This window comes from Pseudalkalibacillus sp. Hm43 (assembly GCF_054170705.1).
This window is the reverse complement of record NZ_CM135129.1, coordinates 430690-446276: the sequence shown is the minus strand read 5'-3', so window position 1 is coordinate 446276 and position 15587 is coordinate 430690. Positions and strand designations below refer to the sequence as shown.

17 protein-coding genes are annotated in these 15587 nt (G+C 40.7%); 6 read left to right on the top strand and 11 right to left on the bottom strand.

The genetic code is table 11. The features are described from left to right. Positions 1–42: 42 nt before the first annotated feature. Genes ACXQIQ_RS02350 through ACXQIQ_RS02340 form a run of 3 tightly spaced genes read left to right on the top strand, consistent with a single transcriptional unit; the run spans position 43 to position 3772 of the window. The gene (locus ACXQIQ_RS02350; protein ID WP_439300335.1) at positions 43–1569 is read left to right on the top strand and encodes a spore germination protein; all 1527 of its coding nucleotides are present in this window, start codon (positions 43–45) and stop codon (positions 1567–1569) included. Continuing rightward, positions 1566–2663, top strand: a complete 1098-nt coding sequence (locus ACXQIQ_RS02345) for a GerAB/ArcD/ProY family transporter (RefSeq protein ID WP_439300336.1) — start codon at positions 1566–1568, stop codon at positions 2661–2663. The genes ACXQIQ_RS02350 and ACXQIQ_RS02345 overlap by 4 nt, the downstream gene beginning before the upstream one ends. Then, the gene (locus tag ACXQIQ_RS02340; protein ID WP_439300337.1) at positions 2660–3772 is read left to right on the top strand and encodes a Ger(x)C family spore germination protein; all 1113 of its coding nucleotides are present in this window, start codon (positions 2660–2662) and stop codon (positions 3770–3772) included. The genes ACXQIQ_RS02345 and ACXQIQ_RS02340 overlap by 4 nt, the downstream gene beginning before the upstream one ends. Before the next feature lie 1537 nt (positions 3773–5309). Here the strand turns inward: ACXQIQ_RS02340 and ACXQIQ_RS02335 are convergent. From ACXQIQ_RS02335 to ACXQIQ_RS02300, 8 genes are all read right to left on the bottom strand, one after another. Further along, complete coding sequence (locus ACXQIQ_RS02335) at positions 5310–6278, bottom strand: sugar phosphate isomerase/epimerase family protein (protein ID WP_439300338.1); 969 nt, start codon at positions 6276–6278, stop codon at positions 5310–5312. A 9-nt stretch (positions 6279–6287) separates the two neighbouring features. After that, complete coding sequence (locus ACXQIQ_RS02330) at positions 6288–7436, bottom strand: Gfo/Idh/MocA family protein (RefSeq protein WP_439300339.1); 1149 nt, start codon at positions 7434–7436, stop codon at positions 6288–6290. 19 nt (positions 7437–7455) lie between these two features. Next, entirely contained in the window at positions 7456–8517 is a 1062-nt protein-coding gene (locus ACXQIQ_RS02325; RefSeq protein WP_439300340.1) for a Gfo/Idh/MocA family protein, read from the bottom strand. Positions 8518–8533: 16 nt separating this feature from the next. Further along, positions 8534–9553, bottom strand: a complete 1020-nt coding sequence (locus ACXQIQ_RS02320) for a Gfo/Idh/MocA family protein (protein ID WP_439300341.1) — start codon at positions 9551–9553, stop codon at positions 8534–8536. 145 nt (positions 9554–9698) lie between these two features. After that, positions 9699–10568, bottom strand: coding sequence for a hypothetical protein (locus ACXQIQ_RS02315; protein WP_439300342.1), 870 nt, complete (start codon positions 10566–10568; stop codon positions 9699–9701). After that, positions 10565–11107, bottom strand: coding sequence for a sigma-70 family RNA polymerase sigma factor (locus ACXQIQ_RS02310; RefSeq protein ID WP_439300343.1), 543 nt, complete (start codon positions 11105–11107; stop codon positions 10565–10567). The genes ACXQIQ_RS02315 and ACXQIQ_RS02310 overlap by 4 nt, the downstream gene beginning before the upstream one ends. 134 nt (positions 11108–11241) lie before the next feature. After that, positions 11242–11520, bottom strand: a complete 279-nt coding sequence (locus ACXQIQ_RS02305; protein ID WP_439300344.1) for a hypothetical protein — start codon at positions 11518–11520, stop codon at positions 11242–11244. Positions 11521–11639: 119 nt separating this feature from the next. Next, positions 11640–12134 (bottom strand): SRPBCC family protein, encoded by a 495-nt coding sequence (locus ACXQIQ_RS02300; RefSeq protein ID WP_439300345.1) that lies wholly within the window; start codon positions 12132–12134, stop codon positions 11640–11642. Between the two features lie 216 nt (positions 12135–12350). Here ACXQIQ_RS02300 and ACXQIQ_RS02295 point away from each other — a divergent pair, with 216 nt between their 5' ends. After that, positions 12351–12539: a hypothetical protein gene (locus ACXQIQ_RS02295; protein ID WP_439300346.1), complete on the top strand. Its 189-nt coding sequence runs from the start codon at positions 12351–12353 to the stop codon at positions 12537–12539. A 48-nt stretch (positions 12540–12587) separates the two neighbouring features. On the opposite strand, the gene ACXQIQ_RS02290 is transcribed toward ACXQIQ_RS02295, so the two are convergent. Then, the gene (locus tag ACXQIQ_RS02290; protein WP_439300347.1) at positions 12588–13223 is read right to left on the bottom strand and encodes an FMN-dependent NADH-azoreductase; all 636 of its coding nucleotides are present in this window, start codon (positions 13221–13223) and stop codon (positions 12588–12590) included. A gap of 134 nt (positions 13224–13357) precedes the next feature. Next, entirely contained in the window at positions 13358–13588 is a 231-nt protein-coding gene (locus ACXQIQ_RS02285) for a DUF3892 domain-containing protein (protein ID WP_439300348.1), read from the bottom strand. 270 nt (positions 13589–13858) lie between these two features. On the opposite strand from ACXQIQ_RS02285, the gene ACXQIQ_RS02280 reads away from it, so the two are divergent. Further along, positions 13859–15232, top strand: a complete 1374-nt coding sequence (locus ACXQIQ_RS02280) for an LVIVD repeat-containing protein (RefSeq protein WP_439300349.1) — start codon at positions 13859–13861, stop codon at positions 15230–15232. A 41-nt stretch (positions 15233–15273) separates the two neighbouring features. On the opposite strand, the gene ACXQIQ_RS02275 is transcribed toward ACXQIQ_RS02280, so the two are convergent. Then, on the bottom strand, positions 15274–15456 hold the full coding sequence (locus tag ACXQIQ_RS02275; protein ID WP_439301953.1) for a hypothetical protein: 183 nt from the start codon (positions 15454–15456) through the stop codon (positions 15274–15276). Here ACXQIQ_RS02275 and ACXQIQ_RS02270 point away from each other — a divergent pair. Next, positions 15425–15586 carry a hypothetical protein gene (locus ACXQIQ_RS02270; RefSeq protein ID WP_439302033.1) on the top strand — a complete coding sequence of 54 codons (162 nt, stop codon included), beginning with the start codon at positions 15425–15427 and terminating at the stop codon, positions 15584–15586. The two genes, ACXQIQ_RS02275 and ACXQIQ_RS02270, sit on opposite strands and share 32 nt — an antisense overlap. Position 15587 lies beyond the last annotated feature (1 nt).

Genomic DNA, 15587 nt, shown 5'->3' with positions numbered 1-15587 from the left:
ACTCTATAAGCAATCTATAAATCATAAAAGAGGGTTTGAACTATGCGCAGAATGAAATGGAATAGAGGAAAACATCGTCATTCTCCTGATATGCGTCAGATTCTCCAAACCCCTCTATATGAGAAACTAGACTCCAACCTTGAAACCTTAAATTTATTGTTCAGCAACACGCCCGATTTAATCGTAAGAAAACTGGAAACTAAAACGGGCAGAGAGGCAGCTATTGCCTATTTTACTAATCAAGTGGATATAGATGTAATCAATGAGCATATCATCAAGCCCTTGCTTCATGCCAAGACCAAGGTAGAAGATTATCGTTCCATCGTTACGGTCGGTGATGTAATGAACATTGAACACTGGTCAAAGGTTGAGAACGGATTGCTTTCAGGAAAGACCATTCTTTTCATAGAAGGTTCTAATATTGCGTTGGCTCTAGGTACAGAAAAATGGCCGGAACGGGCGATTGAAGAACCGACAGCAGAATCTGCAATCAAAGGCGCGCATAGCGGATTCATTGAATCCGGAAAGACCAACATCGCACTCATCAGACGTTATTTACCGAATCGCGAACTTCAACTGAAAGAGCAGGTTGTCGGTAGACGAGGACAAACGAAAGTTTCCATGCTGTATTTAGAGGATGTTGCTAATCCAGAATTAATTGAAGAGATGGAGACACGTATTAGACGGATTGATATTGACGCGATTTTGAATACAGGTGAACTTGAGCAGTATGTTGAAGACCACCCGTTTTCACCTTTCCCACAATTTCAAGTGACTGAACGTCCTGATACAGCGGCTTCACAAGTTCTTCAGGGGAGGATTGCAATTGTAGTGGACAAGTCACCCGGCGTGCTTGTGGGTCCAATGACGTTCACCTCTTTTTTTCAATCTATTGATGATTATAGTAGTAGATGGCTTGTCGCTTCGTTTATCCGACTCCTACGATTTACAGGCTTTTTGATCGCCGTTTTTTTACCATCCCTATATATTGCCGTCATCTCATTCCATTACGAAGTGATACCCATCAATCTAATGATCTCCATCGGGGAGTCACGTGCTCAAGTGCCTATTCCGACAATACTGGAAGCCCTATTAATGGAGCTTATATTGGAGATGCTTCGAGAAGCAGGGATTCGACTACCAGCCCCGATTGGCCAAACGGTAGGAATCGTAGGGGGAATTGTTATTGGAGAAGCGATTGTCCAGGTGGGATTAGTCAGTAATATCATGGTGATCGTCGTGGCCCTGACAGCAATTACAACGTTCATCATGCCGAATCAAGATATGGCTGCTTCAATACGGTTAATCCGGTTCCCGATGATGATCATTGCTTCTTTGATGGGGATCATCGGAATCGTTTTTGGATTGATGATTCTCGTCGGTCATCTGGTTTCAATAAGATCACTAGGCGTTCCATATAGTAGACCGGTAGCACCGTTACTTCTATCTGATTTAAAAGATACGATCATCCGGGTTCCTCTTAAATATATGAAAATGCGTCCAAGGTCCATTAAGCCTATTCAAGCTTATAGACATGGTCCTAAATGGAATGATGGCGAGGAAGAATGATGCAATACAATGCAAATGGAATCAGCCTTAAACAATTCATATTCATCATCTACAAAACGCAAATCGGGATTGGTGTGTTGACTCTGCCGAGGGAAGTGTCTGACCATGCAGGTACAGATGGATGGATCGCAGTCATCATCGGGTGGTTTCTGGCTGTCATCGTCAGTCTCATTCTTATCAATATCATGCAGAAGTTTGAGAAGGATACTTTATTTGATCTGTTTCGGCATTTGTTCGGCGTATGGGGTGGTAAAGCATTTTCACTCTGTTGGGTTGTCTATCTAGCCTTCATTACACTTTACGTGGTTTTCACAAGTGTGTATGTCATGCAAATATGGATCTTGCCGATGACTCCGAATTTTTGGATCATTCTACTTTTCTTGATTCCGATCTATTACATAACAAAGAACGGTATTACTGTCATAGGGCGATATTCCGAATTCGTGTATTATTTCAGCGTATGGATGCCGCCACTCCTGCTTCTCGCTATAACTGAAAGTCATTGGCTGAATCTTTTGCCCGTCTTGAAAGAAGGGTGGACTCCTGTGTTCGGAGCGTTGCAAACAACTGTGCTCTCGTTTTTGGGGTTTGAAATGATTTTTCTCATCTATCCATTCTTACGAAACAAGCGTAAAGCTTATCTCGGTGTCATCATAGCGAATTCTCTCGCTTTGTTCGTGTATCTGATCGTAGTACTTATGAGCTTCATCTATTTCAGCCCGGATCAACTCGACAAATTTAAATGGCCGACTTTGAATTTATTGAAGACGATTGAATTTACATTTATCGAGCGATTTGAAATCTTCTTCCTGGCACTTTACTTTGTCATATTATCTATGACCGTCATCAGCTATCTCTTTTTTACGGTCTACGGAATCAACCATCTTACGGGGAAAATGAATTCGAACCGACCGCTCATTATGATCACTTTATCCATAGTAGTTGTAGCCCTGTTCTATCAACCATCCTTTCAAAAACTGGATTATGCAGGTGAGGTCATCAGCGTCGCTGGCATTTTGTTCTCATATGTCTTCCCAGTGTTGCTCTGGGTTTACATTTGGATCTTCTTCAAAGTAAGGAGAAATACAATATGAAAAAGTTTACCATCGTGTTAATTATGCTGATTTTCTTGTTGACAGCTTGCAGCGATCGTAAGGACTTGGAAAAAACGACGATTGCTTTGGCGATTGGAATTGATGTTGCTGAGGATAACCAAATCATCGCATATGAATCCAATCCGATCTTCGGTGAAGAGATTGCTGAAAACACTGAAACATTGTCTGCAACTGCGTTAACGTTACGTGAAGCAAGAGAGAAGATGAATGCAGAGGCAAATGGACCTGTTGTAGGGGGGAAGCTCCAAATCCTCCTGGTCAGTAAAGAGTTGTTAGAGCAGCAGGAACTTTACTCGGTTTTGGATGTCCTGTATAGAGATGCAAAAAATTCAACAAACGCGCGCCTCGTCATGACTGAAGACTCCATTGCAGATATTCTCAATACAAAAATGCCAGAAAAACCAATCATCTCTGTGTATTTGTCCAACCTCATCGACAATTCTTATGATCAGGGAATAACAGCATCGACAACCTTGAGAGATTACCATTACCAACATTACGAAAAAGGACTCACACCTTATCTTTCTGAATTGAAGAAGAAGGATGGCAAAATTGTGGTCAAAGGGGTAGCGTTACTCGATAATGATGGAAAATTCGTAACATCTTTGAACCCGAGAGAGAGTTCCTTGCTTCAGATTCTTCAAAAGGAAGTGAAATATCCTGTCCATATCATCATCCAAATCCCAGAACATGTTCAAATAAAAAAGAATGGGTTGGGGCAGGTAAGTTTTCACATTTCAACGGTGGACCAAGAAGTGAAGGTCAAACACAAAGATGGAAGGTTCACATTCGATATACACTCTGAATTGAATATTTTAATCACCGAAATGCCATTTAAAGTCAATATGAACAAAGACAAGAACGTCATCGAAAAACTGATATCGAAAGCGTTGGAAGAAGAGTACAAAGGGCTCTTGGAAAAGATTCAAGATAATGAAATCGATCCGATCGGATTAGGCTTGTTTGCAAGAGCTTATGAATATGACGCATGGAAGACAGTCCAGGACGATTGGGGAAAAGCGTTAGCAGAAGCGGAAGTATCTATCAAGACGGATGTGAACATCATCAGTTATGGAGTCTTGAAATAGCAATAAATCATAAAAAGAGGGCTAGGCGAAAATACTTACCTAGCCCAATTTAATTACCTTTAACTAGTTTACATAATATTTATTATATCCCTCAATAAAAAAACAAAGAAAATACGTCTCAATATCAAAGTATACTCATGATAGTGAGACAGAATTGAATCTTTAAGCTCAAAAGCTTATTTTATGATCTTCATTATGTATATACATTTTCAAGTTTTGAAGTCATTTGTTTTCTTTTACAATCTCATCAATAAATTTCCATTTTCCTTTGTCAATGATCCATCTAAGTGAAAGATCATTTGAAATGAACCGTTTTTCACGTTAAATGAACGACTGTTTGTCATTATGATGTGCTTTTTCACCTATTTCATCTACGTAAGAAATTATTACAACGTGGCGGTCCCCAATTGGTTCCCCAAGATTACTCTCGGGTGGATATTCCAAACTGATATTATTTATGCTATAGTCACTAACTTCCGGCAGCGAGACTTCCATCCTATTAAGGAATAGCCCCAATAATAGAGTATCAATATATCTGGTATTAGTTGGTATCAAAGAAGATTTAAGTGTTCTATTCCCTCTTATTACCGAAATAAATGTAAAGGCGTAATCCTTCCTATACTTGATAACCGGTTTTGGCTTTTCAACCCATAAGAATGCCTCTCTGGTTAGGTGACTTGTATGGTTTAAGCGTTTTCATCCTATCAAAAAGCTTCTTTCGGTAGGTGACTTGTATGGTTTAAGCGTTTTCACCCTACCAAAAAGCTTCTTTCGTTGGGTGACTTGTATGGTTTAAGCGTTTTCACCCTATCAAAAAGCTTCTTTCGTTGGGTGATTTGTATGGTTTAAGCGTTTTCACCCTATCAAAAAGCTTCTTTCGTTGGGTGACTTGTATGGTTTAAGCGTTTTCACCCTATTAAAAAGCTTCTTTCGTTGGGTGACTTGTATGATTTCAGCGTTTTCATCCTATCATAAAGCTTCTTTCGTTGGGTGACTTGTATGGTTTAAGCGTTTTCACCCTATTAAAAAGCTTCTTTCGTTGGGTGACTTGTATGATTTCAGCGTTTTCATCCTATCATAAAGCTTCTTTCGTTGGGTGACTTGTATGGTTTCAGCGTTTTCACCCTACCAATAAGCTTCTCTCGTTAGGTGACTTGACGATTTTGGTGTTTTCACCCTATCAGATCCTTTTATTAAGGAGAATTCTTTCTTCCTGATAACTGCCCGATTATTAAATACTTTCATATGGTTTCATTCTAATTTTTTAACAAATTTTTCTAGTTTCCTTTGAAATTCATACACAAATCACATCTAAATTCACAGCCCTCCAATAATTATTTCAGACCTTGTGAAATGATATGTGAATTCATATGTTGTTTTGGCTCAAATGTTTAGGGAAGGGCTGATAAAACAATGAAAAACGCACTGTTGATTTTCGTTGTGATTTCCAGTGCGTTTCTCTTTAATATTTACTTGTTTGCACCTCTGAAGTAAACCCGTTATAAGTCTTATGAGCGATTTTTCAGATGAACGATTCCTAAACCCAGTACATCTGAGAAGGTTTTTCTTCAATTAAGACCGTTTTCAAGTTCGCCACAGCTCTGTTGAACCCTTCATCAATCGACATGATTGGATCTTCGTGTTCAATGCTGATGATGTGATCATATCCATAGATTCTAAGTGTACTAATGATATTGGACCACACTTCCAGGCTGTGACCGCAACCAACTGAACGGAACGTCCATGCTCGAGTTTTCACATTGTCATAAGGTTGCATATCTGTCAGACCATACATATTGACATTATCTTGATCGATGTATGTATCCTTCGCATGAAAATGATGGATGGCATTCGCTTCACCGAGAATTTTGATGGCTGCAACCGGATCGATTCCTTGCCACCACAAATGACTTGGATCGAGGTTCGCACCTATAGCGTCACAAGTCGCTTCTCTTAATTTCAGCATCGTATAGGGTGTATGGACCATGAATCCTCCGTGGAGTTCTAGGCCGATTTTCACATCATGCGCTTCAGCTATTTCTCCGATTTCCTTCCAATAAGGAATCAACCGGTTCTCCCATTGCCATTCATAAACCTCCCGATATTCACCCGGCCAAGGTGTAACTGGCCAATTCGGATACTTTGCCCCTTCCCCATCTCCCGCTGTACCCGAAAAACAGTTTACGACGGGAACGTCCATGAGAGCAGCTAATTTGATCGTCTTACGAAGGGTTTCATCGGATTCGTGTGCGAAATTCTTGTCTGGAGACAATGGATTCCCATGACAACTGAATGCACTGATTGTCAATTCACGCTCTTTTACAAGGCTCAAATAATGATTTCTTGCTGCTGCATCATGCAACAATTCATCAAGATTGCAATGTGCATTCCCTGGATAACAGCCTGTCCCAATCTCAACTGCATGTAGCCCGTTATTTTTCACATGATCCAACATCTGTTCGAAAGATTGATCTCCAAATAATACGGTGAAAACACCTAATTTCATTTCATTCACCTACCGTTCTGATATTTTGACCCATTTTTTCGTTTGGTGACTTTCGAGTATTGCCTCAATCAGTAGCATGATACGATGACCATCCTCTAAGGTTGCAAATGAAGCATCTCTACCTTTATTTCCTTCAATCGTACTGTAAAAGTCAATCATCAAGTTTTTCAACCCGTCTGGCCATCCTTCCTGATGACCGCCTGGATAATGCGCTAAGTCTGCAGCACCTGTTGAAAGCAAACCTGGGTCTTTCACCAGCTCTTGATTCGCTTCGTTCCGTTTTCCAATCCACAAACGGTTCGGCTTCTCCTGATCCCAGGAGAAGGTGGTGTGCTCCGTCGTAATGTCGAAATAAAACTTGTTCTTACGTCCCGGACTTACTTGCGATACGGTAAAAACCCCGTGCATCCCATTATTAAAATGGACGAGTACACTGCCGTAATCTTCTGTTCCAATGTTCACGTCTTCTGTTTCAGCCGTTTGATTGGCTCCAAAGGTCGCCACTTCTTGCTTTGGTTTTTTACGAACAGGATGCACGGTTTTCAAATCTGCAAACACTTCCACGATTTTTTGACCTGTGACATATTGGATCGTGTCACACCAATGGGATCCGATGTCTGCAATGGCACGGGAAGGACCATTTTTTTCTGGATCCATTCTCCAACTGTAATCCGTCTCATATAAACACCAATCTTGCACATACCCGCCATATACCAGATTCATTCTGCCATGTTCACCGGTACTTAATTGAGTTTTCATTTCATGCACGATAGGAAAGTGACGATAGTTGAAACAGACTGTACTCACACTTCCCACTTTCTTAGACAGTTCTAAGAGCTCATTGGATTCTTCAACGTTCATGGCTAATGGTTTTTCTGATAATAGATGTTTACCAGCCTCTAAAACTGCCCGATTGAATGGGTAATGAAGCTGATTCGAAGAGCAATTATGAATGACATCCACATCAGGATCTTGAATCAGATCAGACACATTGTCATATGCTTTATCGATATTATAGTGTTGTGCGACGCTTTTCGCTTTCTCCATCTGGCTTGAAGCGATGGCGACTACATCAACGTTTGGAAGGCGTTTAACCGCTTCCAAGTGTGACATCGCGGAAAATCCTGTCCCGATGATGCCGGCTTTCAAACGATTCATCTGCCTCTCCTCCTTCTAGTCATACTTTGATGATCGATTCGATTTTTACGGCTTCACCTTTCTCGGCAGACTCGTAAAGGCCATTGATGATTTGCTGTAGGAAGACCCCTTCTTTCCCATTGCTGATCGTTGGTGTGCCGGACAAGCAAGCATCAACGAATCGTTCGATTTCAAGTTCGTGATGCCCTTTTACAGGAAGATGAGAAGGTGTTGTATCAATTAACACGTCATGCTTTTCTTGATAAATTTTTAGCGGAAAGACATCCGCTCCCCCTTTATCTCCCATAAGTGTCACGTTCATCTCATCATGTTTCTCCACATTAGCAGCGAATGCGGAATCCAAAAGGATGGACGCACCATTCTTGAAGGTGATCATGCCGCGTGCCATATCTTCAATCGTAAAGTTCTCCCAATCCCAGGGTCCCATCAGTCCGACGCCTTTTTGCTTCCCAAGCTTCTGATAAGTTACTCCGAACACCGTGTCTGGTTCTGGGTATCCCATAAGGTAAAGTGCCGTATCGAGCATATGTACTCCGATATCGATCAGCGGTCCACCACCTTGCAACTCTTTATTGGTGAAAACACCCCAGCCCGGAATACCACGCCGTCTCATGGCGCGTACATTGGCTGCATAGATTTCCCCCAGCTCATCATGGTCGATGAATCGTTTTAATGCTTCGACTTCCGGTGCATGACGGTAATGGAATCCATAAGTGAGGATTTTGCCTGCCTTTTCTGCTGCTTCTGCCATTTCAGCCGCTTCCTCGACCGTCATTGCAGGTGGCTTTTCACAGAGCACATGACATCCCGCTTCAATCGCTGCCATCGTTGCAGGGTAATGGAATTTGTTCGGTGTACAAATGCTCACTGCATCAATTTCAACCATATTGAACATTTCTACGTAGTCAGAAAAAGCGTAAGGAGCTTTCACTTCACTTGCGAGTTCACGAGCTTTTTCTGGAACAACATCACAAATTGCTACAATTTCGATGCGGTCACTACATTTGAGATAATTAGGGATGTGTACGGCTTGTGCAATTCCACCAGCGCCGATTATGGCTACTTTCAATTTATTCGTCATTGGGACACCCTCCTGATCATGCATTTTTTATGGTATTGCTCAGTTCCTTCGTTAAGACTCTCCGGTTTTGTTCATGGGAGATTTTTGCCGCTTCGTTAACCATGGTCAATGCCATCACATCAGATTCCAATATGCGTGTAGGCACTCCGTGTTGGATTACATTCACCCATTGCTCCATAGGTGTCTCGTCTGGTCGTGGAAGCTCCTCTGGCGTTAGCCAATCCTCACCATACTGTAGAGATTTCAGCCGAATCATTCGGTCTTCAATCAACAAGGTACCTTCTGTTCCATATAGCTCAAGCTGAAAAGGACTTCCAGTCGATATAAAACTCGTTTCCAAAATACCGATCGCTCCAGAATCATATTCAACAATTGCTACTGCGTTGTCATCCACCTCAAAACCTTTTGTTTGCTGCAGTTGACCCATGACTGATTTTACAGGTCCTGCTAGACGGTTCGTCAGATAAATGGGATGGGCTCCTAGGTCAATCAAGGCACCCCCACCACATTGTTCTTTGTTGAAAAAGTGGGATGGCAACCATCCGTTCGGATGACCCTCCTGAGAAACGGCACCATTGTGAGCAACCCTACAGCGAATGGTTGTCAAATCACCCAAGAGTCCCTGGTCAACGACGTCTTGCGCATATAAGTAATAATCGTCTTTCAATCTTGGTAGGGATACCATCAATTCAATATGGTTCTCCTTGACCGCCTGATAAATTTCCTGACAATCTTCAACTGTGAATGCCAAAACTTTTTCTGTGAAAATATGTTTCTTGTGCTTTGCAGCAGCTAGTATCACTTCTTTATGTAGATTTGTCGCAGTACTCACAATGACCGCATCAACATCTGGATCGTTGAGGACATTCTCCAGATTATCTTCGAATCGAACATCCAACTCGTTTGCCCATTCAGAACCACGGTCCACATCGTTATCCCAGACCACTTTGATCTGTATATTTCCTATCTCGCTAGCTTCGCGTGCATAATCTTTTGCATGGACATGCCATTTACTTAACAAAGCAACACGAATCAATTGGATACCTCCTCATTTTTGAAAACGTATGTGGTTAGGTTATTTTAATCCGCTAAAGTTGTCAAGATTAAGAATTTTACAAACAATTTAAAACCGCTCCATCATATGAGAAGCGGTTTATTTTCGGTACTCTATGCAAAATTATTTAGTCTTCAATCCACATGTCTTTAAATTCTTCCGCCTGAATGAATTGTTCTACTTCCGTTGCTTTTTCGCCATCCAGCATATGGGCAACACCGTAAGTTTCTCCTTGCCCATCCTTATTGATTACCACGTTCAAATCGTGGGTTAGCTGTTTTGAATATTCAATGGCTTGGATTAATCGATCGCTCGGCTCAAGCCACTCATCGCGATAGTCCATAGGATTTCCTTCTTTATTTAAAGGTAAATAGCGGTTGATCTGTTCCCAATGGATGATGAGTGTTAAATCGAATAAGTTTTTGAAATCTTTTTCAATCGCTTCACCATCCACAAGTTTATTTCTGAGATCAGTACTTGAAACGGTTGCAGCGAGCCATCTGTAATAAACTGGATCATCCTCATATTGAACTGGAACAGGTTCATTTAATTCTTCTGCATACTGTTGTATGAACTCCCCAAGACTATGAGCTGCAGCATCGTTTTCCGGATCATTTTTGTGAAAATCGGATACATCTTTCCACTCTTTATTTAAACCATTCCCACTTGCGCTCACCGCATCATCTGTGACATCTTCTTTGGTTTGATCTTTTTGTGTATCATCTGAAGCAAGCGTTTCTTCTGAAGGTTCGGTCGTCTGCTGATTTGCTTTTTCTGTTGAATCTAACCCTTGGGTAAGTAAAATCCCTCCGAACAACAACAAAGTTACAATGGCTGCTACACTCATGCTCCATCTGACAATAGGACGGGTTTTCTTTCTTTGATCCGTTTTCAATTGAATCATCACCTCATCTTTTTCAGTTTTAGAAAATTTCAGGTCTCGATAAACTTCATCATCCAACCGTTTTTTGAGGTTATCAAACTGTTCGTTCTTCATAGCTCTAAACCTCTCCTTTCAAGTTCCTGTTTCAATAATTGCTTCCCACGGCTTAACCGGGTTTTGACGGTCGCTTCTTTTAGCTTTGTAATCACACTGATCTCTCTGATTTTCAATCCATCATAATAAAACATATAAAGAATTCCTCTGTACTTTGGATGGATACCCAGAAGGGATGCAGTTATCAACTTCTTTTCGTCTTTTTGGATGAGCTTTAATTCAGGTGTTAGATCACTTCCGGCTTTGTGTCGTTCGACTTTAAAAGGCAGCCATTTTTTAAAATGACTACTCTTAAGGACATCCAATGAACGGTTGATCGTTATCCGATAAATCCAGGTCTTGTAACTGGATTGCTTTTCAAATTGATGTAAGTGGTGATAGCAACTGATGAAGACATCCTGTGCAATATCTTCTGCAAGGCTGATATCCTTGACGTATGTAAATGCCAGTTTCTTCACCATGTCACCGTATTCGTCCATAAGATAGACAATGGTTTCATCCCTTGTATAATTAGAGCGTCCTTCTTCCAATTCAGGCACTTGATTCACCCCTTTCTCTCTGTATTGTTTAAAATCGTAACTTAGACGAGGGACTTACAAAATGGTTTCATTTTTTTCCATAAAAAAAGAGCCATCCATAGAAAGTGTTAATCACTTCTCGGACGAGCCCTTACTTAAAGCCATCTTCTTAAGCGTTTGATATAGCGTTTGGATTGAAAGAGTAATTCCGTTTTTATGTATTTAGGTACATTGATTGCATTGATTTTTTTTATGGAAGGGTAAACGCCATCTTCATTGAACAAAACGTCGAAATTGCCTCTGTAGATCGTATCCCCAGATTGTTTATCAATCACCTCGGCGTCTACGATTGCAACGCGATTGATAAGACGGGGATCATCGGATTCCGACTCCAACGTTTCCACTTCTACCACTTTGAACAGAAATTGCGGCACGTGAATCCCCCTTTTCATTGGTGTTTCGTTTATTCTATCACGGAAATGCAAATGTGTGTTCGATTATGCTCAAAATACAAAAAGAGATACTGCTGATCACAGCATCTCCCTGTATACACTCACTTCTTTCCACTTTGTTTGATGTTGTCTTCTGAATCATCTGTGTAAGGCTCACCTTGTCCATTGACCACATAATTCTTTAGACTGTTCAAATAGTGCGCCCATCCGTTTTCACAAGCTTCGTAGCACTCCAGTTTCGGTGTTAAGCCTTCATGGACAAAGTGAAGACGGGAATCCTTTTCGTTCACATGCTCAATTTCAAACCGGATAGTTGTTCCGACCCAATCCTCTAGGTCATTAAACCCGCTCTTTTCAGGGTGTCGAGACTCAATGACTTTCCAGATCACAACTTCATTTTGTTGTAATTGATCATTCTCTGCTACAACATAAAATCCAGCTGTAGGAAACCTGAACTCTGATATGCCTCCTACCTCTTCACTGATATTAGCAAACTTCGTCCACCAATTCCGTACACCTTCCTCAGTGTGAATCGCCTTGTAGAGTTCTGAACTGGATACCGGAATATCCAGAATCGTTGTAAAATCTTTGTTCACTTTTATCTCCTCCTAAAATGTGACTCAAAAGTAACTTGTGACTATAAGGTAACATAACAGGCGTTAACTTACAATACTGTACCTTGTGCAATTTATTCCAGTGGTATGGACAAGAAGAATAAGAAATCATGAAATTCCATATTGTATAAAGGTATTGGTCACTTGGTGTGGAATATAAATGAAAATAAACTTCCAGAATTAGGAGGTAGGATAGTAATGTTCGATCATCAAAAAGAGATTCCGTCTAATCATGTTCCCACATTCGAAAATGTGAAGAATGACAATCCACTCAATGATTCAGTCATGGATTATCAAAACGGTGCAGTACCATCACAATCTTCTGGATACGACTACTCCTTAGTTGTCCCGCTTGATCAAGTACCCTATCGACCACATGATGAATAAGATAAACAAAAAAGAGGTTGAGCCTATTACAGGTTCAACCTCTTTTTATTAAAATTGTGTTGCGTAAGATTTAGCTTTTTCCAATGCTGCGGTTTTGATTTCTTCCGCTTTTTCCGGCATGAAGGCATGACCTTCGATGATGATGGAGTCTGTATCTTCAACGCCTAAGAAGCCCATGACCGCTTTAATGTAACGATCACCCATTTCAAGCTCTGCAGCAGGTCCTTCTGAATATATACCACCACGTGCTTGGATGTGTAATGCTTTTTTGTTATCCAAGAGACCAACTGGTCCGTTCTCTGTATATTTGAAAGTGGACCCAGCAATAGAGATCGTATCAATATACGCTTTCATCTTTGGAGGTACACTGAAATTCCAAAGTGGGGTTACGAATACATATTTGTCAGCTTTCTTGAATTGTTCGGTAAGTACATTGATTCTTCTTACTTTGTCTTGTTCATCTGGGCTCAATTCCTCATAAGCTGTTCCTTGTTGAAGTTTGCCCCACCCATTGAAAACATCGGTATCAATATAGGGGATATCGTAATCATAAAGATCAAGGCGGATGACCTCATCATTCGGATTGGCTTCCCGGTATTCTTGAATGAATGCCTCCCCTACGGTTAAGCCGAGGGACTCTTCCACTGATTTAGGATTTGCAGTAATGTATAGTACTTCTGCCATGTTGGTTCCTCCTAATAATTGTTATTTTGTTACTTTTATTTAGTAACTTATTTTACATATAGTATAATATCACCTAACAAAAAGTAAGCAAAGAAATATGCTTGCACGAAAAGAGAGCTGGCTTTTTACCAGCCCTAAAAAATGGGTAGACCGTCTAGATTATTGTCTTTTCGGTTATCCGGGTTGGAGCGGATATAAGTTTCCCCATCCTTTTCACGGATGACACTGACCCCTTCAATCCGCTCTTGATCGACTTCTTGAATAGCTTCCGGGTAAGATAATTCTCTTCCAAAACTCGTTTTGAACATTTGGATATTTCCGTTCTCGTCTTTCCGTACAGCAGAAAATCGTTCTTTTTCCATCATCACAACCTCCTCTAACATAGTGTTGAGCGAGTTTGTGGTTTATATGCATAAAAAACAGCCTTTCAATTTATAACGTACTTGGCCATTGTTCTCCTTTTTTGGAATCAGGTCTATTTACATGTATTTGGTTAAATTATTTGTGAAGTAGTCAGCATTTCCCATTTATTGTAAACGAAAGGCGTGCTAATGGGTTCATTTATCAGAAATTTGCTGAAAATTCAAACGTATTGTGGTATTTTGTTGGAAGTATTTACAAAAGGAGGCGTTATTTTGAATAAGAAAATTGTCACGAATGTAGCACTAGCAGGGATCATGAGCTTGTCTTTGTTATCTCCGTCAATTTCGGCCCATGATAATTTGGATGATGTGTCCATAGAAAAGGGAGCACAAGATGGTGAACAATTAAATAAAATTCCAAAGTTGGAAGGAACGAAGAACCTCAACCATTGGAATGAAGCGGCTGCTGTTCAAATCAAAGAGTACAACGGGAAAAAGAATTCCACAGCTGATGTTTATGCCCATAAAGGGTTTGCATATCTGGGCACCCATACTTCTGGTGGCGGGAACGGTGGAGTAAGGATCTTCGATTTGAAGGACCCTTCTAACCCAGTAGAAATTGCGAAGTTTGCTGACGACATTCCTGGTACATGGCAAGAAAAAGTCATTGTTAAAACGGTCAACACCCCTTATTTCAAAGGAGATTTAGCGGTTGTAAGTGTACAACAGCTAAATGTCAACAATGCGCTTTCAAAGGGTGGTTTCCTTTTATATGATGTAAACGATCCACACAACCCGAAAAAGCTTGGATTCTGGGAGCTTGATAAAAGAGTACGAGGCACACATGAACTATACTTGACTGTTCAAGGGAACAAACCAGTCGTATTGACCGCTAACCCTTATGCAGATTACTATACGCATGGAGAACAGAAGGATTTCGCATTAGTAGATGTCACAGATCCTTCAAATCCACAAACGGTTTATGAATTCGACCCAAGGATGATTGAAGAGGTTCCGGAGGACTTCAATGGATATCACTGGCATGCACCAGACGGAAAAACCCGTCCTGCATTCAACCATAGTACAATGACGGATCAGACAGGTAAAACGGCATTCCTTTCGTTCTGGGATCTAGGTACAATCATTCTAGATATTTCAAATCCATATGATGTTGAGTATCTTGGCAGAACCGATTTCGGGCCAGATGTACAAGGAGCGGCTCACTCTTCTGCGCTTGCAAAAGGTGGGAATGTGTTGGTTGAAACAAGAGAAGTATACCACCCTACAAGAGAAGGTTATGAAAGATCGTATGGCTATACGCGGATTTTTGATATAAAGGATAAAACGAATCCTAAACTGCTTAGTACTTTCAAAACGGATCTCGTGGATCATGTAGAAGATGGCGTTACTTTTGCAAATACCGTCCACGATCCTAAGGTTCACGGTAACACCCTCTATCTCTCTCACTATGCAGGAGGGATAAGGGCTGTAGACATTACAGACCCGGCGAATCCCGAACAAATCGGTCAATATGTACCTGAACAGGCTTTCTTCTGGGGAGTGTTTGTTGATCAGAATTACATTCTAGCTTCAGATATGGGACAAGGTCTCAAAGTTCTATTGAAGAATAACAGCAATAACAAATAAATTTATTTAAAAAGCTGGCTTAATGGCCAGCTTTTTACTGTTTAATAAATGATAAACGTTGTAAAAATTGTAGCTGCTATAAAGGGCAATCCAAATAAGACGACATTTTGGCCAAGTTCTCGATTTCTTCGATCTTCATCCGCATCTCCGCTTTGTACATCTCTCGTTCTCCGAACAAATGAACCTAATAGTATGCCAGATAAAGCAATGGTAGCAACACTCATGATTGCTGATATTTTGAAGAACAACGATACATCAAAAAACAAAGTGATTGCTAATATTGATAATGAACAAATGCCAAATAAAAATGATTTTTTCAAAGAAACATCCTTTCAAACAATTCAGTTGTTCTAAG

What these genes read in the sequence shown, in the direction of transcription:
- ACXQIQ_RS02350 (WP_439300335.1), top strand. Translation starts at nt 43, where the DNA reads ATGCGCAGAATGAAATGGAATAGAGGAAAACATCGTCATTCTCCTGAT.
- ACXQIQ_RS02345 (WP_439300336.1), top strand. Translation starts at nt 1,566, where the DNA reads ATGATGCAATACAATGCAAATGGAATCAGCCTTAAACAATTCATATTC.
- ACXQIQ_RS02340 (WP_439300337.1), top strand. Translation starts at nt 2,660, where the DNA reads ATGAAAAAGTTTACCATCGTGTTAATTATGCTGATTTTCTTGTTGACA.
- ACXQIQ_RS02335 (WP_439300338.1), bottom strand. Translation starts at nt 6,278, where the DNA reads ATGAAATTAGGTGTTTTCACCGTATTATTTGGAGATCAATCTTTCGAA.
- ACXQIQ_RS02330 (WP_439300339.1), bottom strand. Translation starts at nt 7,436, where the DNA reads ATGAATCGTTTGAAAGCCGGCATCATCGGGACAGGATTTTCCGCGATG.
- ACXQIQ_RS02325 (WP_439300340.1), bottom strand. Translation starts at nt 8,517, where the DNA reads ATGACGAATAAATTGAAAGTAGCCATAATCGGCGCTGGTGGAATTGCA.
- ACXQIQ_RS02315 (WP_439300342.1), bottom strand. Translation starts at nt 10,568, where the DNA reads ATGAAGAACGAACAGTTTGATAACCTCAAAAAACGGTTGGATGATGAA.
- ACXQIQ_RS02295 (WP_439300346.1), top strand. Translation starts at nt 12,351, where the DNA reads ATGTTCGATCATCAAAAAGAGATTCCGTCTAATCATGTTCCCACATTC.
- ACXQIQ_RS02290 (WP_439300347.1), bottom strand. Translation starts at nt 13,223, where the DNA reads ATGGCAGAAGTACTATACATTACTGCAAATCCTAAATCAGTGGAAGAG.
- ACXQIQ_RS02285 (WP_439300348.1), bottom strand. Translation starts at nt 13,588, where the DNA reads ATGATGGAAAAAGAACGATTTTCTGCTGTACGGAAAGACGAGAACGGA.
- ACXQIQ_RS02270 (WP_439302033.1), top strand. Translation starts at nt 15,425, where the DNA reads ATGCCAGATAAAGCAATGGTAGCAACACTCATGATTGCTGATATTTTG.
- ACXQIQ_RS02275 (WP_439301953.1), bottom strand. Translation starts at nt 15,456, where the DNA reads ATGAGTGTTGCTACCATTGCTTTATCTGGCATACTATTAGGTTCATTT.